Source organism: Rhizobium sp. 57MFTsu3.2 (assembly GCF_012932765.1).
Classification (GTDB): domain Bacteria; phylum Pseudomonadota; class Alphaproteobacteria; order Rhizobiales; family Rhizobiaceae; genus Rhizobium; species Rhizobium altiplani.
This window is the reverse complement of sequence record NZ_JDWI01000013.1, coordinates 1-21950: the sequence shown is the minus strand read 5'-3', so window position 1 is coordinate 21950 and position 21950 is coordinate 1. Positions and strand designations below refer to the sequence as shown.

General features: G+C 57.5%; 18 protein-coding genes and 6 pseudogenes. 13 read left to right on the top strand and 11 right to left on the bottom strand.

All coding sequences use genetic code 11. The annotated features are described in order from the left end of the window. The first annotated feature begins 766 nt into the window (after positions 1–766). Both AF71_RS15395 and AF71_RS15390 read left to right on the top strand, forming a co-directional pair. Positions 767–2473 carry an adenylate/guanylate cyclase domain-containing protein gene (locus AF71_RS15395; protein WP_018859106.1) on the top strand — a complete coding sequence of 569 codons (1707 nt, stop codon included), beginning with the start codon at positions 767–769 and terminating at the stop codon, positions 2471–2473. 94 nt (positions 2474–2567) lie between these two features. Further along, the gene (locus AF71_RS15390; protein ID WP_169682068.1) at positions 2568–3197 is read left to right on the top strand and encodes a hypothetical protein; all 630 of its coding nucleotides are present in this window, start codon (positions 2568–2570) and stop codon (positions 3195–3197) included. On the opposite strand, the pseudogene AF71_RS31715 reads toward AF71_RS15390, so the two are convergent. The 3 genes and pseudogenes from AF71_RS31715 to AF71_RS15375 form a co-directional block, all read right to left on the bottom strand. Beyond that, positions 3083–3599, bottom strand: a pseudogene (locus tag AF71_RS31715) (hypothetical protein); the annotation flags it as partial. The gene AF71_RS15390 and the pseudogene AF71_RS31715 overlap by 115 nt on opposite strands. 318 nt (positions 3600–3917) lie before the next feature. Then, a complete protein-coding gene (locus tag AF71_RS15380; protein WP_018859103.1) occupies positions 3918–4541 on the bottom strand; it encodes a response regulator in 624 nt (207 codons plus the stop codon). Continuing rightward, entirely contained in the window at positions 4538–6439 is a 1902-nt protein-coding gene (locus tag AF71_RS15375) for a PAS domain S-box protein (protein ID WP_018859102.1), read from the bottom strand. The genes AF71_RS15380 and AF71_RS15375 overlap by 4 nt, the downstream gene beginning before the upstream one ends. A 410-nt stretch (positions 6440–6849) precedes the next feature. Here AF71_RS15375 and AF71_RS15370 point away from each other — a divergent pair, with 410 nt between their 5' ends. The 9 genes and pseudogenes from AF71_RS15370 to AF71_RS31710 form a co-directional block, all read left to right on the top strand. Further along, a complete protein-coding gene (locus tag AF71_RS15370) occupies positions 6850–7824 on the top strand; it encodes an alpha/beta hydrolase (RefSeq protein ID WP_169682067.1) in 975 nt (324 codons plus the stop codon). 94 nt (positions 7825–7918) lie between these two features. Further along, positions 7919–8548: a pyridoxamine 5'-phosphate oxidase family protein gene (locus AF71_RS15365; RefSeq protein WP_169681962.1), complete on the top strand. Its 630-nt coding sequence runs from the start codon at positions 7919–7921 to the stop codon at positions 8546–8548. Beyond that, a complete protein-coding gene (locus tag AF71_RS15360; RefSeq protein WP_169681960.1) occupies positions 8548–9018 on the top strand; it encodes a nuclear transport factor 2 family protein in 471 nt (156 codons plus the stop codon). Before AF71_RS15365 ends, AF71_RS15360 begins: the two co-directional genes overlap by 1 nt. 12 nt (positions 9019–9030) lie before the next feature. After that, a complete protein-coding gene (locus tag AF71_RS15355; protein ID WP_169681958.1) occupies positions 9031–9882 on the top strand; it encodes an alpha/beta hydrolase in 852 nt (283 codons plus the stop codon). Between the two features lie 89 nt (positions 9883–9971). After that, positions 9972–10790, top strand: a complete 819-nt coding sequence (locus AF71_RS15350; RefSeq protein ID WP_169681957.1) for a GNAT family N-acetyltransferase — start codon at positions 9972–9974, stop codon at positions 10788–10790. A 508-nt stretch (positions 10791–11298) separates the two neighbouring features. Next, positions 11299–11871: pseudogene (locus AF71_RS15345) on the top strand (DUF2332 family protein). Positions 11872–12051: 180 nt separating this feature from the next. Further along, the gene (locus AF71_RS15340; RefSeq protein ID WP_169681956.1) at positions 12052–12903 is read left to right on the top strand and encodes a type IV toxin-antitoxin system AbiEi family antitoxin domain-containing protein; all 852 of its coding nucleotides are present in this window, start codon (positions 12052–12054) and stop codon (positions 12901–12903) included. Beyond that, positions 12890–13816 (top strand): nucleotidyl transferase AbiEii/AbiGii toxin family protein, encoded by a 927-nt coding sequence (locus AF71_RS15335; RefSeq protein ID WP_169681954.1) that lies wholly within the window; start codon positions 12890–12892, stop codon positions 13814–13816. Before AF71_RS15340 ends, AF71_RS15335 begins: the two co-directional genes overlap by 14 nt. Positions 13817–13851: 35 nt before the next feature. After that, positions 13852–13959: pseudogene (locus tag AF71_RS31710) on the top strand (hypothetical protein); the annotation flags it as partial. Between the two features lie 46 nt (positions 13960–14005). Here the strand turns inward: AF71_RS31710 and AF71_RS31705 are convergent. Next, a pseudogene (locus tag AF71_RS31705) lies at positions 14006–14269 on the bottom strand (transposase); the annotation flags it as partial. A 321-nt stretch (positions 14270–14590) separates the two neighbouring features. Here AF71_RS31705 and AF71_RS15325 point away from each other — a divergent pair. Next, positions 14591–15595, top strand: a complete 1005-nt coding sequence (locus AF71_RS15325; RefSeq protein ID WP_246733663.1) for a DUF2332 domain-containing protein — start codon at positions 14591–14593, stop codon at positions 15593–15595. A 121-nt stretch (positions 15596–15716) separates the two neighbouring features. Here AF71_RS15325 and AF71_RS15320 read toward each other — a convergent pair whose 3' ends face one another. Further along, a complete protein-coding gene (locus tag AF71_RS15320) occupies positions 15717–16640 on the bottom strand; it encodes a LysR family transcriptional regulator (RefSeq protein ID WP_169681949.1) in 924 nt (307 codons plus the stop codon). Between the two features lie 177 nt (positions 16641–16817). Between AF71_RS15320 and AF71_RS15315 the strand changes: the two genes are divergently transcribed. Next, entirely contained in the window at positions 16818–17636 is an 819-nt protein-coding gene (locus AF71_RS15315; protein ID WP_169681947.1) for an alpha/beta hydrolase, read from the top strand. A gap of 266 nt (positions 17637–17902) precedes the next feature. On the opposite strand, the pseudogene AF71_RS31700 reads toward AF71_RS15315, so the two are convergent. From AF71_RS31700 to AF71_RS15285, 6 genes and pseudogenes are all read right to left on the bottom strand, one after another. After that, positions 17903–18263: pseudogene (locus AF71_RS31700) on the bottom strand (PIN domain-containing protein). Beyond that, positions 18260–18512, bottom strand: a pseudogene (locus AF71_RS31695) (plasmid stabilization protein). The pseudogenes AF71_RS31700 and AF71_RS31695 overlap by 4 nt, the downstream one beginning before the upstream one ends. A gap of 225 nt (positions 18513–18737) precedes the next feature. Further along, positions 18738–20186, bottom strand: coding sequence for an EAL domain-containing protein (locus AF71_RS15300; RefSeq protein ID WP_169681945.1), 1449 nt, complete (start codon positions 20184–20186; stop codon positions 18738–18740). 418 nt (positions 20187–20604) lie between these two features. Next, positions 20605–21357 (bottom strand): 2-dehydro-3-deoxy-D-gluconate 5-dehydrogenase KduD, encoded by a 753-nt coding sequence (kduD, locus tag AF71_RS15295; protein WP_169681943.1) that lies wholly within the window; start codon positions 21355–21357, stop codon positions 20605–20607. A 7-nt stretch (positions 21358–21364) separates the two neighbouring features. Then, complete coding sequence (locus AF71_RS15290) at positions 21365–21703, bottom strand: cupin domain-containing protein (protein WP_169681941.1); 339 nt, start codon at positions 21701–21703, stop codon at positions 21365–21367. Between the two features lie 11 nt (positions 21704–21714). Then, the coding region (locus tag AF71_RS15285; protein ID WP_210258280.1) for a 5-deoxy-glucuronate isomerase at positions 21715–21950 on the bottom strand (236 nt) is incomplete at its 5' end.

Genomic DNA, 21950 nt, shown 5'->3' with positions numbered 1-21950 from the left:
CCGCCTGGCTGATCCGCCGAGATGTCCGCTTATGTGAGCCTGCTAGGGTGCAGGCTATGTCCGGGATGCGGGCGCAAAGCTGTTATAGCCCGAGACATTTGGTCTTGAACGGAATCGAACCGTCGGTCCTTAACTTGATTTGATCACGCATCCGATTCGTATGCCAGTGCGCGGTATAAGATCCTCATGGGCAAATCGGCATGGCGCTCGGTGACCACAGGTAGCATCATTGCGCGAATTCTACCGCCGAACACCAAGGATATCGATCGAACACCGTTTGGGCTTCGGATCCGCCGGTGACGCCGAAGATGATGCGACGCCAAACGCCCGCGCAATTCGGTAGCGGCGATCGCAATTGCATCATCGTGACCGCTGCCAGCGCTTGGCGGCTTGGCGCTCTCCGGTATTGCTATAGTGCGTCCAGTAGCCGACATCGTGGTCTGGATGTCCGGCCACATCTGCAATGTATTCAGCATGCGATAGCGGTTATTGCCCGAGCGCAGGAGCCTGCCCGATTTCGGTTGAGCGGAGCGTCCGAATTCAACCGGCGCCGAAGCCCCCCGCTTGCCGGCGATCACAGACGTCCAAGAACCGTCCGCTTTCCGTGGATCGTCATTTCCGTGTCGTCCGCGTCGGCGCCATCTGTAGAAAGAAGGATGACGGCTCGATGGAGATGGAGATCGCCAGGGCGCTACCTCTTAGCACTTGTTGACTCACCCGCGGTTGAACAATAACTTGCTAACTCAGTCGTTAGGCTTGTCCTCTTATGACGGATCAATCTCTTCAGCGTCGCCTTGCTGCCATCGTCGTTGCCGACGTGGTGGGATATTCACGCCTGATGGAGGCTGATGAAGTCGCCACGCTGGCGAACCTCAGGGAACTCCGTTCTGGCGTTATCGAGCCGGCTGTGATGCGCCACAACGGTCGCATCTTCAAGGTCGTGGGAGACGGATTCTTAATCGAATTCAGTAGCGCGGTAGGCGCGGTCGCAGCAGCGTTGGAAATGCAACGGGCCACCACTGCTGTTGAGGCTCCCGGAGACCGGCGCCTGCTTTTGCGTGTAGGCGTCAATCTGGGAGATGTCATTGACGACGGTTCAGACGTCCTCGGCGACGGCGTCAATGTCGCGGCGCGACTCGAGACGCAGGCCGCACCGGGAGGTATCTGCATTTCAGCAAACGTTCACGGCGAGATCGTCGGCAAGATCCGCGACCAATTCTTTGATGGAGGCGAACGCTACCTAAAGAACCTCACTCGCCCGGTCCACGTGTGGCATTGGCCAGATGTGCCGCAGAGCATATTGCCGCTGCCCGAATGTCCCTCGATCGCTGTATTGCCGTTCACGAATATGAGTGGGGACGAAGCGGACGCGCCTTTCGTCGACGGCTTGACCGAAGACCTGATCATCGACCTTTCCCGTACGGCTGGCCTGTTCGTCATCGCGCGCAATTCCGTGAACGGCTACAAGGGCAGGCCGGTTGACGTACGGCTGGTCGCCCAGGAACTCGGCGTCCGCTACATCCTCGAGGGGAGCGCCAGACGCGCGAGGGGCCGTGTCCGCATCAAGGCCCAATTGATCGATGCGCTTGGCGGCCAGCACTTGTGGGCCGACCGGTTTGACAGGACGGTGGAAGATGTTTTCGAGTTACAGGATGAAGTTAACGCCAAGATTGTTGAAGCCCTCGTCGGCCGGCTGACCATCCCGAAGCAGCGCAATCGGCCGAAGAACCTTGAGGCCTACGATCTGTGTGTGCGCGCCCGCCGTCTGACGGAAGAGTCGCCGCAAACTGAGCGTGAGGCCTATATGCTGCTCCAACGCGCGGTTGAGCTCGAGCCATCATATGCCGAGGCGCTCGGTCTGCTCGCCTACAACCGTTGGCTTGCCTGGACTCATTTCGGCGAGCCTGAAGATCCTAACCGTCGGATGGCGGTGACGTTCGCGCAGAAGGCGGTCGACCTGGATCCCAACGATGCCGGCTGCCGTTACGTTCTGGGAACCATTTTGGCTTATGAGCGGCGATGGGAGGAATCGGAGGCCGCCTTCGCCAAGGCCCTGGAGCTGGACCCCAACCACGCCGACACCTGGGCCGCCATGTCAGACATGTCCGTGCTGGACGGCAGGGTTGCCGACGGACTAGCGCAGATCGAAAAAGCTTTGCGACTCAATCCCTACCCAACCTGCTGGTATCTTTGTCATCTTGGGCAGGCGCAATACGCCGCGCGTGACTATGAGGCGGCAACCGCTACACTCCGCAGGGAAGACACGTATCGTACCAACTCACGCAAATTCCTGGCTGCTGCGCTTGCGCAGTTGGGCCACAGTGAGGAGGCAAGGCGAGAAGCAGAATTGTTCCTGATCGCCCACCCTCATTTCACGATCGGTCATTGGCTCAGCTCCCAGCCGCTGCGCGATGCATCCGTACGAGACCACTTTGTCGACGGGTTCCGAAAGGCCGGCCTGCCGGAGATGTGACAGCGGGTGGGGACAATCGCGACGCGTTCGAGAACGTTGGAAATCATCCCAAGTTCCGTTGACGCGCGCCCCTTTCGACACCATCTGCTGCGAGATGCAAAAGACGAAGACGAAAAACAAGGAAAGCGACGATCCCGAGCTGATCAGGGAGTGGCCGCTTCCCGTGGAGGCGACCCTGGGATCTGGTGTCAGGGTGAAAGGGATCCTACAGGAAATCCGCTCCCGGCTACCATCCCCAGTCCGGAAATCGCTGGACATGCAGGCAGGCGGGCTCATTCTTGTCATGCCAGAGACTTCGAAGACAGCATTCAGAGCGACGGCATCGGCCGTTTCCAAGGCGCTCGACGACATCGCGGACCTTCCGATCATTCCCAGGGAGATTGAGGATATCCTGACCATCACGGCATCAGAGCGGAAGCGCTGGCTCGAAGACGGCCGCCTGCCCAGCGCTGGAACACGAACGGTCAGGCTGCAAGGGCGCGCAAGAAAGATCACCTTTCACGTATTCGACCCCCATGTTGTCGAAGATCTTCTCGACCGTAGCGCTGTGGACGAATGGCGCGAGGACGACGCTGCGGCTAAAGCGGAAAATCGCAGACGGGCCGCGTATCAGGCGAAGCTGACGCGCTCGCTGAAGAAAAAAGAAAAAACCGAACGACCCGATGAAGCCGCAACCGGGTTAATCGGATGGGACGAGTTCGGGATCGACGGCCTCCTTCGGTAGTGCCACCGCATGAAGATGTCGCGAGGGTGAACCGCAGGCATCGGCTTGTCGCGTGGATCCGGCCCGCCACCATGGGCGAACTCGTCACCCCTGCCCGTCGGCAGCTTGAACATGTCGCGATCCGCCTGACCGGACAGGTCTCCCGACAAATCGAAAAGCTGCTGCGCGACGAGATGCACGACATCCCCTTCCCGCCGGATCTTGCCGTTGATTGCCACCATCGAAGATCCCAGCACTACGCGCCGGCGCTTCTCGAAGCTGCCAGTACGACGACCTTCGCCCGGCCGCCCTCGTCCTCGATGGTCAAGAACATGACACCTTTCGCGAATCCGGCTTCTGGCGGACAAGGACCAGCCCGGCCGTCATCAGCCATCTCCCATCGCGGCCTTTCATGGCGCGCGCGCGATTACAGCGCCCCTCGCAGTGTGCGTCTGTCGCCTTCCGCCTTCGGACCACATTCTAGAATATCCCACACGTTCCTCGGGTCGAACTCGAACGGCAGCAAAGGGGCCGGCCGACTTCAGACCGTCTAGTTCTGGATAGCGACGCAGGGAAAGCGAACATGCTGCACTTCAGGAAAAAGCGTGAGCCCAAGAATTCACGGGGCCGGTGGCGGACTGGCAGCTTACGGCGTCCTCGACGAGATCATTCAATCGCCACCAGTTGAGGAAAGACCGCGGCCCCTTCAGTCTATCCCACGTTCTTTCCTAGAGCTTAATTTCAGCCCTCCAGAATTCTCGCGATCCTAACCAGATCTGCAACTGAGGATGCGTGCATTTTCCGCATCATGTGGCCGCGATGAAGCTTCACGGTGGCCTCGGCAAGTTGAACCTCAGCGGCGATCTGCTTGTTCAGCTTCCCGGCAACAACCAAAGTCATAATCTGCCGCTCTCGATCGGTGAGTTTGGAATACCTCAGGCGCACTGCTGCCGTTTGATTTGCCTCTTCCCGTCGGGCGCTATCACTCGCCAAAGCGCGGTTCACGGCTTCGAGCAGGTCCTGTTCGCGTACTGGCTTGGTAAGGACATCGATTGCTCCGGCCTTCATGGCGCGGACAGCCATCGCCACGTCGACATGAGCACTTATCAGCACGACAGACCTGGGGTGTCGGCTTTTCGCGAGCGCCTCTTGAAACTCCAGTCCGCTTTGACCCGGCAGGCGAATATCCAGAACAATGCAGCCAGCCCGATCCGGATCATCCGCAGCAAGAAACTCTGTCACCGAACCATGGGTTTCGGCGGTCAATTCGACAGATTCAAAAAGCCCTCTCAGAGCTTCGCGGACACTTTCGTCATCATCGATGATGATGACGGTCGGCCGGCCTCTTTTGCGATCATCCATCATACGGCGCCTGTATCCTCCGCCCTTGGCAAGGTGAATGAGAACACTGATCCTCCCCCATTTTCCGCCTCTGAAGCCCAGATCCGGCCACCATGCGCTTCGACGATGGAGCGGCAAATCGACAAGCCCATTCCGATACCATCGGCCTTCGTGCTGTAGAATGCTTCGAAAATCCGATCCAACTCACCGACCGGTACCCCACGGCCTGTATCCGAGATACTCACGATTACACGCTGTTTCTGAACCGCACATCTGATGGCGATGCGCTTTGCCCTTGGCGAAGCTGTCATCGCTTCAGCGCTGTTCATGACCAGGTTGAGAACAACCTGTTGCAGTTGCGTCCGGTCTCCTACGACTTCGATAGGCAATTCCCCCATATCGAGGCCGACCTCTATCTCACGCCTTTGCAGTTCGCCCGTCAAAAGACTCAACACCTCATGCAGGGCACCTTGTAAATCCGTCTGCTCCATTCGCGCTGGTGATTTCTGAGCCATTGCGCGGATACTCGTGATAATATCGCCCGCGCGATGTCCGTCCCGAACAACCCTTTCGGCGGCCATCCGCGCCTGCTCCAGATCAGTGTGGCCCGGTTGCAGCCAGCGCAGACATGTGCCAGCACTCGTGACGATTGCCATCAGTGGCTGGTTGACTTCATGGGCAATCGAAACGGCAAGCTCCCCTGTGGCCGTCATCCGCGTCACGTGCGCGAGGTCACTCTGGCTCTGCCGCAGGGACTCTTCAGCCCGCTTGCGATCCTCGATATCAACGACGACGCCGTACCATCTCACAACATTTCCGTCTGCATCCAACAGCGGGCTTTGTCGCAAGTTGAACCATCGATATTCGCCATCGGCGCGTCTGATACGAGCATCGACCGGGCGACTTATTTTCGAAGCAACAATCTCGTCCCATGCCGCACGCATCGGCTCGACGTCATCAGGATGAAACATGCGATAGAAGCCGAAGCCGACAATTTCATCAAAAGGCATACCGACATAATCGATCAAGTTGCGATTGAAATATTCAAGCCGTCCATCCGGGGTGCAGGACCAGGCCATCGCGGGTATGGTGTTGATGATAAGATTCAGCTTATGCTCACTTTCCCTAAGAGCAGCTTCGCTGTCCCGGAGAGCAATCTCCGCACGTTGTAGGTCTTCGATATCGATATTGCAGCCGAACCAACGCACGATTCCGTTGGCATCAACCAGCTTGCGGCCCGCGAAATAGAACCAGCGGTAGTTGCCGTCGGCTCCGCGGATGCGTCCCTTCAGAACGGTGTGGTCGGAATGCTCAAGGTCTCTCTTCCAAATGTCCACCATGCTTGGGATATCGTCAGGATGATATAAGTCCAAAAAACCCCATTCGAGGATTTGATCAGCGGGGCGACCTGCGTAGTCCAACCAGCTTTTATTGACAAAATCCGCGCTGCCATCCGGTCTTGCAGACCATACGAGAACCGGAAGCGAATTGATGATCAGGCTGAGGTTCTCTTCGCTGGCCGCAAGTGCAGTCTTGGTTTCCTTCAATGCGTTTTCGGCCTGCTTGCGGTCTTCGATATCCAGGACGACGCCATACCATCTTGTGACATTTCCTTCGGCGTCGAGCCGAGGTTTCTGCCGAAGCGTGCACCAGCGATATTGGCCATCTGCGCGCTTGAGCCTCCCCACGACCTCTCTGGCAGTCTTCGAGGCCATGATAGCATGCCATTCAGAAGCGAGATGTGCCGTGTCGTCAGGGTGAAACAACTTGTAGAAGCCCTCTCCGGAAATTTCCTCAAGCGGCGCACCGATAAATTCGAGAAAATGCTGGTTGGCAAAATCCAGCATGCCTTCCGAGGTTGCTGACCACACCATGGCGGGGATCAGGTCGATAATGGGATCGGTTTCCGGCTCTCGTTCCACAACCCTCTCCGTTCAGAGTTCGGGACGACTTCCTGTCAGGAAATGTAGAAGGATGGTCAATCGTCCGCCGGAAATAGTTACGGGATTTCTGCGGGTTGCGTAAGGACAAATCAATAGACGAAGGTCTAGGACGGCAATGCCATTGTCTAGTTGCGAGTGACCTAGATCGCAATTGAGCGCAGTCGAAAACCAGCCTACTCCTATCCATCGAGGCGCTTAATTAACGACGACGACGGCCGGTCCGCCCGCGCGTTCATACCCAAGATTTACGTGCATCGAATTCCACACAACTGACACGTCCGGCTGTCGCCTCCGGTACGTTGTTTATCGCGGGCAATTGCTCGGCAAGTACGGCCAAAGCAACCCTCATTCAGAATTTTCGTTTCATCTCGACTTATGAGGAGACTATCATGCGTAGCTTGATTATGTGCCTGATGCTGGCGACCGCCAGCATGACTGCCGCAACAGTTGTGTCCGCGTTTCCCGCGCAGGCCACGACAGATGTTCGCGAGGCTCTGGTTCCCATCCACTACCGAACTGCAAAGATCGATGGCCTCGATATCTTCTACCGGGAAGCCGGTCCGGCCGACGCTCCGGTCGTGCTGCTGCTTCATGGCTTTCCCACATCGTCTCATATGTTCCGGAATCTGATTCCGCTTCTTGCAGACCGGTACCATGTCGTCGCGCCGGATTATCCGGGCTACGGGCAAAGCGCCACTCCCGATCGCAGTACGTATGCCTATACGTTTGCCGCGACCGTTGACATCGTCGACAAGCTGATGGTTCGTCTGGAAGCCAAGAGCTACGCGATGTACGTCATGGATTATGGTGCGCCCGTCGGCTATCGCCTGGCGCTGAAGCATCCGGAACGGGTCAGCGGCCTGATCATCCAGAACGGCAATGCCTATGATGAAGGACTGAAGGAATTCTGGGATCCCATCAAGACCTACTGGTCCGATGGATCAGCAAAGAGCCGCGAAGCGCTCTCCGGCTTGCTCACGCTCGAAACCACCAAGTTCCAGTACACCGACGGCATGGAAGACGTGTCGCGCATTAGCCCGGACAACTGGGTTCACGACCAAGCCCTTCTGGATCGCCCTGGGAACAAGGACATCCAGCTCGATATGCTGTACGATTACCGAACCAACGTGCCGCTGTATCCTGACTTCCAACGTTTCTTTCGTGAGCGCAAGCCACCCACGCTCATCGTCTGGGGCAAGAACGATTTTATCTTTCCCGAGGCAGGCGCTCATCCTTACCTCAAGGATCTACCGGATGCAGAAATCCATATCCTGAACTCAGGTCATTTTTTGCTCGAAGAAAAGTTGGATGTCGCTGCTCCCCTTATCAACGACTTCCTGGATCGCAACGTCGCCAAGAAGTGACTAGCCATGGTCGCCGGCGGCGTGACCGAAGCTCCGCCAAATCGAGGTCGCACCGCTGAATAGCGGATACTATATTTCGAATTTGGAGGCACCCATGCCTTACCATTTTTTGGAAGTTGCAATCACTCCGAATGTGCGGCAGGCCCAAGCTGAAATGGGTGCTGATCAGATATGGTTAGGCGAGCACCATTGCGCGTCTGATAGTTTCACCGAGAGTGAACTTGCCTTCATCGCCGCACGAGACAGCTTCTATATCGCCTCTGTGTCGGAAACCGACTGGCCCTATGTCCAGCATCGCGGTGGACCGCAGGGCTTTCTCAAAGCCGTCGACAACAAGACGCTGGCTTTCGCCGACTACCGGGGTAACCGCCAATATATCAGCACCGGCAACTTTGTCGCAAACGACCGGGCCTGTCTCTTTTTAGTCGATTATCCGCGACGCGCCCGTCTCAAGATCTATATGCATGTCGAGACGCTGGCACTCGATGCCGACCCGGCACTGACCGACCTTGTTTTCGATGCTGGCTACCGGGCGAAGGCCGAGCGGATTTTACGGCTACGCCTGGAGGCTTTCGACTGGAATTGCCCTCAGCACATCACCCCCCGCTACACCGAAGGCGAGGTGGAGAAAGCGGTGACACCGTTGCGCGAGCGTTTGGGTCAACTGGAATCGGAAAATACAGAGCTGCGTGCCCGGCTCGCCGCCGCCTTGGGAGAAAAATAATGGACGCCACAAGTCCACCTTTGCCTCCGTTTTCAACGGCTTCAGCAACAGAAAAGGTTCGACTTGCCGAGGATGGCTGGAATAGTAGCAACCCCGAAAAGGTAGCGCTGGCCTATAGCAAGGACAGCCAGTGGCGCAACCGCTCGGAATTTGTAACCGGCCGCGAAGCGATCGTTGGCTTTCTAACCCGGAAATGGCAACGCGAGCTCGAATATCGACTGATCAAGGAGCTTTGGGCCTTTACCGGCAATCGCATCGCGGTTCGCTTTGCCTATGAATGGCATGACGACAGCGGTAGTTGGTTTCGGTCATACGGGAACGAAAATTGGGAGTTCGGAGCCGATGGGCTCATGCAAAAACGCTTCGCTTGCATCAACGATTTGCCGATCCTTGCCGCGGATCGACGCTTCCACTGGCCGCTTGGCCGGCGACCGGATGAACACCCCTGCCTCAGCGATTTTAGCTTTTAAAGCGAGGACAAGATGAAGCGTTCGACCTACCACCGCATCAATATCGACGGTTGCGAGATGTTCTATCGGCAAGCCGGGGAGCCAACAAAACCGATCCTGCTGTTGCTGCACGGTTTTCCGTCTTCAAGCCACATGTTTCGTGATCTCATGCCACTGCTCGCCGATCGGTTCCACTTGATCGCGCCGGATATACCGGGGTTCGGTCAGTCACAGGCGCCCTCGCGTGAAAATTTCGCCTACACCTTCGACAATCTTGCCCACTGCGTAAAAAGGTTCATTGAGGTTTTGGGCTTCGAGCGATTTACGCTCTACGCTTTCGATATCGGTGCACCGATCGGCTTCCGCATCGCGATGGAGTATCCCGAGCGGGTGACCGCGATTATCTCCCAAAATGGCAATGCCTACGAAGAAGGGTTGAGCGACGTCTGGAACCCGATAAAGCGATACTGGTCCGAGCCGACGGAGGCCAATCGGGACGCACTACGGGAAATCATGAGACCTCCCGCCATTCGTTGGCAATACGAACACGGCGTTTCCGACTTATCAACGGTGTCTCCCGACGGGTATTCGCTCGATGCCTTCTTCATGGCGCGCCCGGACGCTGAAGAAATCCAGCTCGACATTGCACTCGATTACGCGAGCAATGTCGCTCTATATCCGATGTTCCAACGCTATTTACGCCAGAACCAGCCGAAGTTTTTGGCTATCTGGGGCGACAAGGATCCATTCTTTCTACCTGCCGGCGCAGAAGCCTTCAAACGGGACCTGCCGAATGCCGAGATTCGCTTCGTCGATACAGGGCATTTTGCACTAGAGACGCATGCCTTTGAAGTCGCCGCTGCGATCGTGAATTTCCTCACCTAGCTGCCGTTGCAGTAGCCGGCGTTCGTCCCCAGCCTGGCCGAACCGCGGCGCCTCCTCGCTGTCTTATCGAAATTTTCAAGGACACTGCCATGGATCGTCTAATAAACTCGCGCCAACTTGTGCCCGAAGAAGATATCATTGAGGTGAGAGCATTTGTTGACCTGTTCATGATCGCACCGCAGACGGTCGTGGACGAGGCTGAGTTTTGTTGCATGCAGCTGGGTGCAGGTTGCGCAATATCGCTGCCCTCAGCGCCCGCAATTGGTCTCAACCGCATTCTTGGTCTTGCCGCGCTCGATGACGTCGAAAAGGCCTACGAATGGATGACCAAAAAGACAGGCCGCCGCTATTTGCAAATGAACACCGACGTCGTTCCTCTTCAGGTACTCGATTGGATAAGGACACGAGGCCTGTTTCCTGAGGGGAACGGATGGGCAAAGCTGCGACGAGCAGCTCCAGCCGCTCCGCTCGCCCACGCTGGAGAAGTCACCACCCGAGAGGTAAATATAGACGAAGCCGAAATTTTCGGTTCGATGATGTGTGCCGGATTTAACTTTCCAGTAAAGCTGATACCGCTCTGGTCTGCAATCGTCGGGAAAGAAGGTTGGACTTGCTTTTTCGCTGAGCTAGGCGGCAAGCCGATAGCGACAGGTGCGATGTACGCGTCAGGCAACTTTGCATGGCTCGGCGGCGGCGCGACAGTTCCCGAATTTCGTAATCGCGGCGCGCAGAAGGCTCTTATTGCTGCGCGTCTAAATCATGGCGCCCGTCAGGGCGTCCAGACATTCGTCGTCGAAACCGCCCAGCCGTCGGCCCAAGAGCCGAACATCTCTCACGCGAATCTCATCGCAACCGGATTTGAACAGATTTACTCGAGAGTGAACTACCGATTTACGGATGCTTCATAAGATGCGTCAAGCACCATGGCTCTGAGCCTCGAGTTGCTGCTTTCTTTCAAGTTGTCGTGCTTGGCGGACGAGCGCTTCGAATTCGGAAAGAACGTTGTCCTCTTCTAAATCCAATTATGCACCCACACCGTCCTCGATGACCGAGCGTTACGCGTGTTGAACGGTTGTCGCGCACTTATCCTCGGCGACACCATCCGAGCGGTCGCCGTTGCCGTAACTTCGGTCTCCGACCGCGATCGCCGTCTGAGTGTCCGCAGGATTAGAAGCAGTTGCCACTACAGCCTGCAAAAATTCGCCTGCCGCCGACTGGAGTCGTCCCGCCAACTGCGCAGCAAGTCTGGCGATCACATCAGGTAGGAAACCTCCTTTTCGAAGAACCTGGAGTTTTTGCATCGGCGATCTTTTAGCCGGCGGGCCTTTGCCTTGCGCATCCGAAGTCCATATTTGCCTGCAATTAGATCCTAAGACCGTGTACTGTGCCAAACGTCGAAATCGAGGATCAGCGGACATGGACGAGGAGGGCTTGGCTGAGATCTCAGCTCGGTATGTTCGCTTCGCCGACGCAGAAGCCCTCGGCCGTTCGCCGCTCTACGAGGCGTTAGCTCGTGCGGTTGCGGCAGACCGGGAGACCCTCNGCTTCCTATCGACNCTNCCGGACATGAAAAGGCAACCGAACCTTCTGCTTGCGGCGGTGCGTCACCTGTTCGGCACGCCGACGGGCTGGACCGAGTTCCGACGGGTGCTCCTGGCCCATCCCGACGCTGTTCGTTCGCTGATGCTCGAGCGTTCGACACAAACCAACGAACCAGGAAGGTGCGCTTCGCTACTCCCCGTCCTGGCGCGATTGCCACAGCCGCTGGCGCTCCTCGAAGTCGGGACCTCCGCAGGGCTCTGCCTCATGCCCGATCTCTATGGCTACGACTACGGACCCCATTGCCGACGGCCGCACCACATGTCGTCTGGCGGGCGGGGTTGGACCTGAGTCCGATCGATGCGTCAGATCCTGCGCAAGTCGCATGGCTTGAGACGCTGGTCTGGCCAGAGCAGACGGAACGGCTTGCCAATCTGCAGGCCGCCGTGAAAATCGCCGCCACGGTCAAGCCACGGATCGTGAGAGTGACGGACGGCTCAAGGCCAAGCAGGCTCAAATTCCCATAAAGTTGGGAGGTTTGGAGAAGGTTATAAATGTCGCCTTTTGGTTTATAAATCAGGGAAAATCTAAACTTGACTGATGGTTTGGATATTGCCTATAATATAAACCATGAGTAAAGATTTTTCGGGAAAGCTAAACCATCTGCAGCGTGAGTTACCCGAGGGGCTTGTCGTGGACTCGGCGTGGCTGAAGGCACGGGGCTACTCCGCACAGCTGTGCCGCAAGTACGTCACGAATGGCTGGCTGGAGCGATTGACGCACGGCGTCTATCGCAAGCCCGGCGGCAAACTCCTGTGGGAGCACGTCGTCATTTCGCTGCAAACCCTGCTCATGAAGCCCCTCCTGGTCGGTGGTGGGACGGCACTCACGCTTCACGGCTTCTCCCATTATCTCAGACGGGACGAGCAAGAGGTCCATCTATACGGCCCGGAAGACTCGCCCACCTGGCTCAACAAGCTGCCGCTGCAGATCGCATTCGTCTCTCACAATAGTGGCGCGCTGTTTCGCAATGAACCGATCCATTTTGGACTGACAAGTCTTGGCTGGAATCTGAAAGACAGCAGCCAAACCGGCGACGAAAGCCCGCAGGGCCGGTCATTCCGCGTCATGCCGTGGGGGCAGTGGGACTGGCCACTGACGCTATCAACCCCCGAGCGGGCCGTCCTTGAAATGCTGGACGGACTGCCAAGCCACGAGAGTTTTGATCGGGCCGACAAAATCATGGAAGGGCTCACAACCCTCAGCCCCCGGAGACTGCAAAAGCTGCTGCTTGACTGCAAGAGCATCAAGGTGAAGCGCCTGTTCTTCTTCTTCGCGGACCGCCATAACCATCCGTGGCGAAAGCACCTCAATAAGGAGGCCATCAATCTGGGAACCGGCAAGCGGATGCTCGTGCCGGGCGGACGCCTGGATCCGACCTATCTAATCACCGTTCCGGAGGAATTGTATGCCGGTCAATGAACGGTACCGCCAGCAGGTCGCTCTGCTGGTACAGACGATCCCTGCTGTTGCCGAGGAAAAGGACTTTGCCCTCAAGGGCGGCACCGCCATCAATCTGTTTGTCCGCGATATGCCGCGCCTCTCGGTCGATATCGACCTTACATTCCTGCCGGTCATGCCGCGCGATGAATCGCTGGCCGCCATCGAATCCGCGCTCCTGCGGATCAAGAAACGGGTCGAAGATTCGGTTGCAAGCCTGCGCGTCTTTGAAAGCCGCCAGAACGACGGCAGCCTGACGCGCCTTGTCGTTCAGGACAGGAACCGTACGCAGATCAAGATCGAAGTCACGCCCGTTCTGCGCGGCTGCGTCTTTGCGCCCGGGATGAGGACTGTGTCAGCAGCAGTCGAAGAGGAGTTCGGTTTTGCGGAAATCCAGGTCGTTTCGTTCGCTGACTTATACGCCGGCAAGATAATGGCGGCTCTCGACCGGCAGCATCCGCGCGATCTTTTCGATATCAGGGATTTGCTGGTCAATGAAGGGATCAGCGACGAACTGCGCCAAGGCTTTATTGTCTATCTCATCAGCCATGGGAGACCCATCGCCGAAGTGATCACGTCTGGCCAGAAGGACATCACGGCTGAATACGAGAAGAATTTTGAAGGCATGGCCGTGAATGATGTTCCGCTCGCCGACCTTCTCGATGCGCGCGCGCAACTCGTTGAAACCCTAATCGGCGCAATGCCGATGCCGCACCGCGAGTTTTTGGTCGGATTCAAAAAGGGCGCGCCAGACTGGGACAAACTCGGACTGGCCGGGGCGGCAGACTTGCCGGCGGTGAGATTCAAGCAACAAAATCTTGATAAGCTCAATGGTAGTACAAGAGCGAGACTGACCGAACGACTGGCAACAGTATTGGGAATCGGCGAGTACTAAGCCACGCGTGATGAAGAAGACGAAAAGAAGGCGAAGTGTTTTTAAAGATCAACCGCGTCAAAAACCTGGGTGTCTTCTCGGACTACGCCTGGGACGCCGGGCTACCCGCGTTCGAGCGCTTCAATGTCGTGTTCGGCGAAAATGGCTCAGGCAAGACTACGCTTTCAAGATTGTTCGACGACTGCAACGGTAGCCAAGCGCCTTCATCGTCCATGCCAGGCAACGGCCATGGCTCAGATAGTGCTCGACGGCAATCCGCTTCTGCTCATCCGGATACCGTTGTTTGGTGCGTAGATAGCCCGCCGGCAAGTCGTGACCACGTTCGTACTCGCGACACCAATGCTTGAGTGCATTCTTCGCCGGGCAGCCCAACTGACGGATCGTGGCCTTCACGTGTTTACCAAGCTTGATGTAGAGCTGCACGGCCGTCATACGGTCTTCGTACGAATACATGAACTATCTCCTGTTGGTCCAAGAATTCGTCCGCACCTCCTAAGTGTCAAAGTAAAATTCCCCACTGCCGCCGCCGCAATGCCGCCGCGTGTCGGGGGGTGGGTGAGTCAGCCGACAGCGCAGCCTGTCCCAGTGGAACTGGCTTTATAGCGGTTCCACCTTTAGCGCGAACACTTCCTTGCGGCTTTAGGCACACGAGAAGAGCCTTGGTCATTCGACCGCCGCGTATCGGTAGTCCATGTTTGACTGCCATTAGATCCGAAGGTCATGTACTGTGCCCGACGTCGAAATCGAGGATCAGCTGATATGGACGAGGAGGGCTTGGCTGAGATCTCAGCTCGGTATGTTCGCTTCGCCGACGCAGAAGCCCTCGGCCGTTCGCCGCTCTACGAGGCGTTAGCTCGTGCGGTTGCGGCAGACCGGGAGACCCTCAGCTTCCTATCGACCCTGCCGGACATGAAAAGGCAACCGAACCTTCTGCTTGCGGCGGTGCGTCACCTGTTCGGCACGCCGACGGGCTGGACCGAGTTCCGACAGGTGCTCCTGGCCCATCCCGACGCTGTCCGTTCGCTGATGCTCCGGCGTTCGACACAAACCAACGAACCAGGAAGGTGCGCTTCGCTGCTCCCCGTCCTGGCGCGATTGCCGCAGCCGCTGGCGCTCCTCGAAGTCGGGACCTCCGCAGGGCTCTGCCTCATGCCCGACCTCTATGGCTACGACTACGGCCACAAGGCGATCCGCGCACCCGTGATGGCCTTGGAGCCGCCCGTGTTCCGTTGCTCCGCCAGCGAGATGACCCCATTGCCGACGGCCGCACCACATGTCGTCTGGCGGGCGGGGTTGGACCTGAGTCCGATCGATGCGTCAGATCCTGCGCAAGTCGCATGGCTTGAGACGCTGGTCTGGCCAGAGCAGACGGAACGGCTTGCCAATCTGCAGGCCGCCGTGAAAATCGCCGCCACGGTCAAGCCACGGATCGTGAAGGGTGACCTGCGTGGGAGCGAGTTCGTTCGGCTCTGCAGCGAAGCTCCAAAGGACGCCACCCTTGTCGTCTTTCACACGGCCGTTCTCGACTACATCTCCGACCTCGCAGACAGAGAGGCTTTCGCCGAACAGGCGATGCGTCTCGCTCCGTATTGGGTATCGAACGAGTTCCCCCGCGCATTCCCGTCCATCGCCACGCGAGCAGGAACAAGCTGGCCACCCGGGCGCTTCCTCCTATCTGTGAACCGCTCTCCTGTAGCCTGGACCGACCCGCATGGAGCTTCGCTCACATGGATCGCAGACGAGCTCAAGGGCCCGGCCGATGCAGAGCATTTGCGCTAAAGCTTGCTCAGGGCGGGCCCTCCCGAATGGCCGGAACGTTCGGCCTCGCCTTTGATTGCAGACATTAGCCAAAAATTCGCGAGCACGCCAAGAAGAAGAAATCGCATGAGCTTGATCTCTGCTATGGAACTTCGGCATAGCGGATGATGCTCTGATTTTGTACGTTGGCGACTAATTCATCAGAACGAGACAAAAATCGGCGGAGCAAAGGTGAGGAATTTGAATCGTTGTATCCTAAGGTGAGATCAATTGTCGGAGGCACACCCTCTAGCGCTCTAGCGACGACATTTGGCGTCAGCATATTTTGCGCATAAAGCGGAATAAGCGTTATTCCACCGGTAGACACGACGAGCGACATTGCTGAAGGTAGGCCGTCACCCTCGTACTCTGCCTTGAGGGTGATCCCGACGTTCGACGCGTAGTCTTGGATCACGGATTGCAATACGGGAGAAATTCTGGCCGAACTGACGTAAGTTTCGCGGGCAAGGTCCTGCGGCCGGATCTTTTTGCGCGACGTCAAGCGATGGTCCGCCGGCAGTACGGCGATCAGTGGCTCCTTGGCTAAAAACTTGAAGGACACACCAACACTCTGCGTCTCGGGGCGAAGGAAAGCGACGTCCAGCTTGCCACGCATCAGTGCCAGAGCAAGGTCCGGGGAAGACTGACTGGACAGTATGATTTCAACCTCCGGCGCTTCCTCACGAATAATGCGCAATGCATGCGGTAGCCACACGACCTCTTGTCCTGCGAGAAAACCGATAACGAACGACTGCTTTTCCGGCCGTTCTGCCCGCCGAGCCCCTTCCGCAGCCGCCTCGACTTGCAATAACGCCAGCCGTGCGTGATCAAGAAACACTTTACCGGCGGCGGTAAGCGTCACGCCGCGCGGCTGCCGTTCCAGCAGTTTTACACCGACTTCGGTTTCCAGATCGCGAATTTGCCTGCTGAGTGAGGGCTGGGAAGTGTGTAGCCTTCGCTCGGCTGCGGTCAATAAGCTTCCCTCCTCGGCAACAGCAACAAAATAGCGCAAATGCCTCAGTTCCATCGGGTCCTCGCTATACCTTCAAGGCATAGCTCGAACGTACAAGGTATTTGTCTTTGATAGAAGGAGATTTAATTAACGTCGCAATTTTGGGATATAATCGAACGCGCCTCACCGGAGGTATTTCGCAATCAACTGTGTCCAAAAAGGAATGTTTAACAGGGCAGATGGAGCGACTCGATGCCTACAATCACTACCACGGACGGCGTAAACATCTTCTACAAGGACTGGGGCTCAGGCCAGCCAATCGTTTTCAGCCACGGCTGGCCGCTGTCGGCGGATGACTGGGACGCCCAGATGGCCTTCTTCCTTCGCCACGGCTACAGGGTGATCGCCCACGACCGGCGCGGCCACGGCCGGTCCGACCAGCCCGGCACCGGCAACGACATGGACCACTGGGTTGCCGACCTCGCGGCCCTGACCGAGCACCTCAACCTGCGTGAGGCGATCCACATCGGCCACTCCACAGGTGGCGGTGAGGTGGCTCGCTATGTCGCCCGCCACCCGGAACGCGTCGCGAAGGCGATACTGGTCGCCTCCCTGACCCCGAACATGTACCGGAGCGAGGAAAACCCGTCCGGTCAGCCGCCGGAGTGGTTCGAAGCGATCCGCGCGGGCGTGCTGGGCAATCGGTCGCAGTTCTTCCGGTTCGTCCCTGAGAACCCGTTCTACGGTTACAACCTCGACGGAGCCGAGCCTTCGGAGGCGATCATTGCGAACTGGTGGCGCCAGGGAATGGCCGGTGGTGCCCTGGCTCACTACGCGACTGTCGACTCTTGGCTGGAAGATTATACCGAAGACCTCAAGAAGATCACCGTGCCGGTGTTGGTGATGCATGGTGAGGCCGATCAAGTCGTCCCCTTTGCAAGTTCCGTGCCGCGTGCGGTCGACCTGCTCAAAAACGGGTCGCTGAAGACCTATCCTGGCTACCCCCATGGCATGCTGACCACACATGCAGATGTCCTCAACCCCGACCTGCTCGCGTTCATCAGGTCTTGACGACATCGACCGGACCGCGGCCTTCACCCAACGTCGGCCGGACGATCTGTCACCCGGCAGTGCCGGGTGACACCTGCCGCCATCGACATGCCCGCATGGCTGGCGTTGCTGTCGTCTTTGAGTTTTATGGCGCTCAGCTCGATGGCGGCTTTTGGGACACTGACCATAGTGTCTGAACGGCTGAGATCGGGGCGCAAAGCTGTTATTGCCCGAGGCATCTTGGTCTTAAAGGGAATAGAACGGGTTCCCCCGAGGCTACGGCATCTCTATCGAAGCCATGGATTAATAACTTTCAATCCAACGGCTTCGAAGGTGCTTGTATCGCGTGTTGTAACCGAAAGGCCGTTGGCCGCTGCTGTGGCTGCAATATATCGATCCGCCTTAGCGATAGCCTTTCCGGATACTCGAGCCCGCACCATCAGTTCCGAGTAAATTGCGACGTTGCGAGATCGAAGGGGAGGATACGCGCGGAAAAATGCGGGAGCACTTCACCTTCGAGAGGATCGTGAAGAATGGTTTGCCGTTTGCCCGGGGGCTGCGATACCGAAACGAAGTTCAGCGAACCACGGTCTGGTCAGGAACTGGCTTCCAAGGCTCCGATATCACATTGGTGTCAAGCAGGATCATTCGAAAGTCATCGGTTCTGCAGGTGTCTCATCGCGATTCTGCTGCAGAGCTTCGACGTCCAAATTGGAGAGGTGCGTCGCGCCCAATGCCCGCTAATAGCGAGCCCAGCTTAATGCGTTCAGAAGGGCGAACCGCCGCCTCGATAATGTCACGAATTTCGGCCTCGGTGCTGCGTCCGTGATGAGCCGCGCGTACGCGTGGGCCGCGATGTGTTTCATCAGAAATATTGTGAATAGTAACTGCCGGCATCGATATCACCTAACCATGATTGATGACACTGATATCAACAAACATAAAATGACGTTTCTATCCAAGCATAATTTGTGTCGCTGCCCGTGACCTGCGCGGCGCCGCCGTTTTTGATGACTGCGTCACTGGCCGCGGTCGGCGCGCGCCGCCGGCACTCAAATACGCAGATTTGGTTTTCCAGCCTGCGAGATATCTACTGCCGAAGTGCGCCCGGCCGCATGTGACTTATCTCCTCACCGTTTTTTGCCCGGCATTGCGCTTTTCATAGAATGTAATGAATTCTTCGAACGGGAGGGCTTTCGAGTATAACCAACCTTGCCCGAACTGAACGCCGGACTGACGCAGGATCGTTTCCTGTTCAGCTGTTTCGATACCTTCCGCGACCATCTTGAGTTTCAGGCTATGGGCCATCTCGATGATATGAGGTGTAACCAGGCTTGTCGCGGCATTCCGACCGATAGCGTCGACGAAGGACTTGTCAATTTTGAGTACCGTGATGGGCAAGCTCTCGAGCAATGACAGACTGGAGTATCCCGTCCCGAAATCATCGATCGCGATCACATGGCCGGCGTCGCGCGCTTTCGCCAGGGTGGTCCGGGCAATGTCGGCGTGAATGAAGCCGCGCTCCGTCACCTCCAGCCAGACCTGCGACGCTTGCACGTCAGCCGCATGAATCTCGTCGGTGATCAATGTCAGGAACTGACCGCTTTCCAGGTCCTGCGGCGATATGTTGATCGCAACATGCATGTCGCGATGCTCGGCGAGCGCCGTTTTCATGTTCAAGATGACGTTTTGGATCATGATCGCCGTGACTTGACCGATCATTCCGTTCTGTTCTGCGAAAGGAACGAAGAGGTCTGGTCTGACCCACGTGCCATCGGGCTTTTGCCACCGTACCAAGGCTTCAGCACCGATGCATCGACCACTCGATAGTTCGATGATTGGTTGATAATGCGCGAGAAGCTCTTTCTTGTGAAGACCCGTCGCAAGCTCGCCTGCGAGTGACAATCGCTGGCGCGATACCCAAACGATCAGAGCGATCAGAGCAAGTGATATTCCGACGCCGATCGGGACCATCTTCCAGAGTTCGCTGTCGGTACGCCAGTCGGCGACGCTCCGGTTGGAAATTGCAAACGCGGCAAAATCCTTGCCTCGACGGGAGGCAAAGACTTCACTTTCGTTAAAGCCGCTGGTTTCTTCTTTGACCAGCCGCGAGACAAGTTCCGGGTCGGCATCGCCAGAAAGAGCGATCGGTTGTCCGTCCAGGGATGCAATACCCAGCAGCATGGGTGTGTCGTGAAGGACATCGACCAGTCGTGCCCGCTTCAGCAGTGCGTGATAGTCACCGTGGCTGACAACAACCATGCCATTTGAGGGCGTCGAGATGCCTCCTCCATTCAGACGCAAGGAATATCCGTCCGACAGTGGGATGCTCTTTTCAGTGAGCCGCATCTCATTGCGAACAAGTCCCCAGGTGTTGCAGATCACGCGCCCACTGCTCGTTATGGCGATTTCCTCCACCGAGAGGGCATCCGTCGTCAACTGCTGCAAGCGGGCGATGTCATCAGGCGAGCAGGTCTGTCGCTGCTCAGAGGCGAGCAGGTCCAACGCTGCACGAGCCCGGGAAATATTCAGGTCACCGCGCTGCAGCGTCCAGTCGGCGTAATCGGCCAAGTGTTGGCGCTCCAGTGCGAATGCGCGTTCCCGAGAAATATAAAAGGCCGCCAATAGCGGTAATGCTCCGGCGCAAATTGCCAGCCCGAACGCAATCGCTAAAATTCCATTTCGCCGCAAGTTGGCTTCCTCGGAAACTTCGGATCACTGCAATTGGGCGAAGTTAACACGCTTTCGAGTTGTCGGAGCTATAGAATTACTCTCGCAACTGAATTGGTCTCCGACGATCAAACCGCAGCCGTTTCCACCAGCTTCAACCTTACGGTCAACGGGCGCGCTGGCTTCGACGGCATCGGCGCCACTATACCGAGCGATCGGAAGGAACTCCGCGATCCCTAATTTTCGAACACCTTTTAAGGTCCGTGTCGACGCGCTCGTAGCGCTCCGATCAGTGAGTTGCACGAAGGACGTCGTGCGGTCATCTCGCCAGCCATCCGCCATCGACAGGCAAGACGATGCCGTGGACATAGTCGGACGCCTGTGATGCCAGGAACACGGCTGCGCCACCGAGTTGCGCGGGATCGCCCCAATGGCCGGCCGGAATGCGGGCAAGAATGCCGGCGCTGCGCTCACGATCCTCGCGAAGCGCGGTCGTGTTGTTGGTCACGAAATAGCCCGGAGCAATGGCATTGACATTGATGCCTTTGCCCGCCCATTCGCAGGCCAAGAGACGCGTCAGTCCGGCAAGCCCGCTCTTCGAGGCCGTGTAGGAGGGAATGCGGATGCCGCCCTGGAATGACAATAGCGAGGCGATATTGATGATCTTGCCCCTGCCACTCGCGAGCATATGCCGGGCGGCAGCCTGCGACAGAAAGAAGACGCTCTTCAGGTTGATGTCCATGACCGCATCCCAATCGGCCTCCGTGAAGTCGATGGCATCGGCACGGCGGATGATGCCGGCATTGTTGACCAGGATGTCGAGCTTGCCAAAGGTCGCTACCGTTTCGTCGACGATTGCCTTTGTCGGTTCGATCGATCCAAGATCGGCCTTGATGGCGTGAAAGCCAGCACCGATCTCGCGAACTGCAGCCTCGGTTTCGTCCATCGATGAGCGGCCAACGGCAACGATCGAGGCGCCGGCCGCCGCCAGCGCCACGGCGATTGCCTGGCCAAGGCCGGTATTCGCACCGGTGACGACCGCCACCTGCCCGGAAAGATCGAACATGGTCATAGCAGGCTCACTTCAGAAACTCGGCGCGATGTGGCGTAAACGTATCGATCAGGCGGCCCTTCTCGAGAGCCTTGACCCCATGCACCAGATCGGGGGGAACGATGAAGCTGCCTCCCTGGTGCAGGGTTTCCGTCCTGCCGTCGATCGTCACCTCGAAACTGCCCTCAGCCACATAGCTTGCCTGGATGTGGTGATGGGAATGAAGCGCACCGACGGCGTCCTTCTCGAAAACGACCTCGACCATCATCATCTCAGGCAGGTGGGCCATGATGCGACGGGTCACGCCCGGTTCCGGACTGGTCCACTCGGCATCCTTGGCCGGCACGAAAAGATCACTCGCTGCCATATTCCCCCTCCTCACCTAAGATCTTCGATGGCGACAAGGTCGACGTCGGTATAGTCGACATTGTCACCGGCCATGGCCCAGATGAATGTGTAGCTTGATGTGCCGACACCGGAATGGATGGACCAACCCGGCGACAGGATCGCCTCCTCGTTCTTGACGATCAGGTGGCGCGTTTCGTTCGGCTCTCCCATCAGATGCACGACGCGGGCCTTTTCCGGCAGATCGAAATAGAGATAGGCCTCCATCC

Excerpts from the sequence above, each read along its gene's own strand:
- AF71_RS15395 (WP_018859106.1), top strand. The coding sequence starts at position 767 with ATGACGGATCAATCTCTTCAGCGTCGCCTTGCTGCCATCGTCGTTGCC.
- AF71_RS15390 (WP_169682068.1), top strand. The coding sequence starts at position 2,568 with ATGCAAAAGACGAAGACGAAAAACAAGGAAAGCGACGATCCCGAGCTG.
- AF71_RS15380 (WP_018859103.1), bottom strand. The coding sequence starts at position 4,541 with ATGATGGATGATCGCAAAAGAGGCCGGCCGACCGTCATCATCATCGAT.
- AF71_RS15370 (WP_169682067.1), top strand. The coding sequence starts at position 6,850 with ATGCGTAGCTTGATTATGTGCCTGATGCTGGCGACCGCCAGCATGACT.
- AF71_RS15365 (WP_169681962.1), top strand. The coding sequence starts at position 7,919 with ATGCCTTACCATTTTTTGGAAGTTGCAATCACTCCGAATGTGCGGCAG.
- AF71_RS15360 (WP_169681960.1), top strand. The coding sequence starts at position 8,548 with ATGGACGCCACAAGTCCACCTTTGCCTCCGTTTTCAACGGCTTCAGCA.
- AF71_RS15355 (WP_169681958.1), top strand. The coding sequence starts at position 9,031 with ATGAAGCGTTCGACCTACCACCGCATCAATATCGACGGTTGCGAGATG.
- AF71_RS15350 (WP_169681957.1), top strand. The coding sequence starts at position 9,972 with ATGGATCGTCTAATAAACTCGCGCCAACTTGTGCCCGAAGAAGATATC.
- AF71_RS15340 (WP_169681956.1), top strand. The coding sequence starts at position 12,052 with ATGAGTAAAGATTTTTCGGGAAAGCTAAACCATCTGCAGCGTGAGTTA.
- AF71_RS15335 (WP_169681954.1), top strand. The coding sequence starts at position 12,890 with ATGCCGGTCAATGAACGGTACCGCCAGCAGGTCGCTCTGCTGGTACAG.
- AF71_RS15320 (WP_169681949.1), bottom strand. The coding sequence starts at position 16,640 with ATGGAACTGAGGCATTTGCGCTATTTTGTTGCTGTTGCCGAGGAGGGA.
- AF71_RS15315 (WP_169681947.1), top strand. The coding sequence starts at position 16,818 with ATGCCTACAATCACTACCACGGACGGCGTAAACATCTTCTACAAGGAC.
- kduD (WP_169681943.1), bottom strand. The coding sequence starts at position 21,357 with ATGACCATGTTCGATCTTTCCGGGCAGGTGGCGGTCGTCACCGGTGCG.
- AF71_RS15290 (WP_169681941.1), bottom strand. The coding sequence starts at position 21,703 with ATGGCAGCGAGTGATCTTTTCGTGCCGGCCAAGGATGCCGAGTGGACC.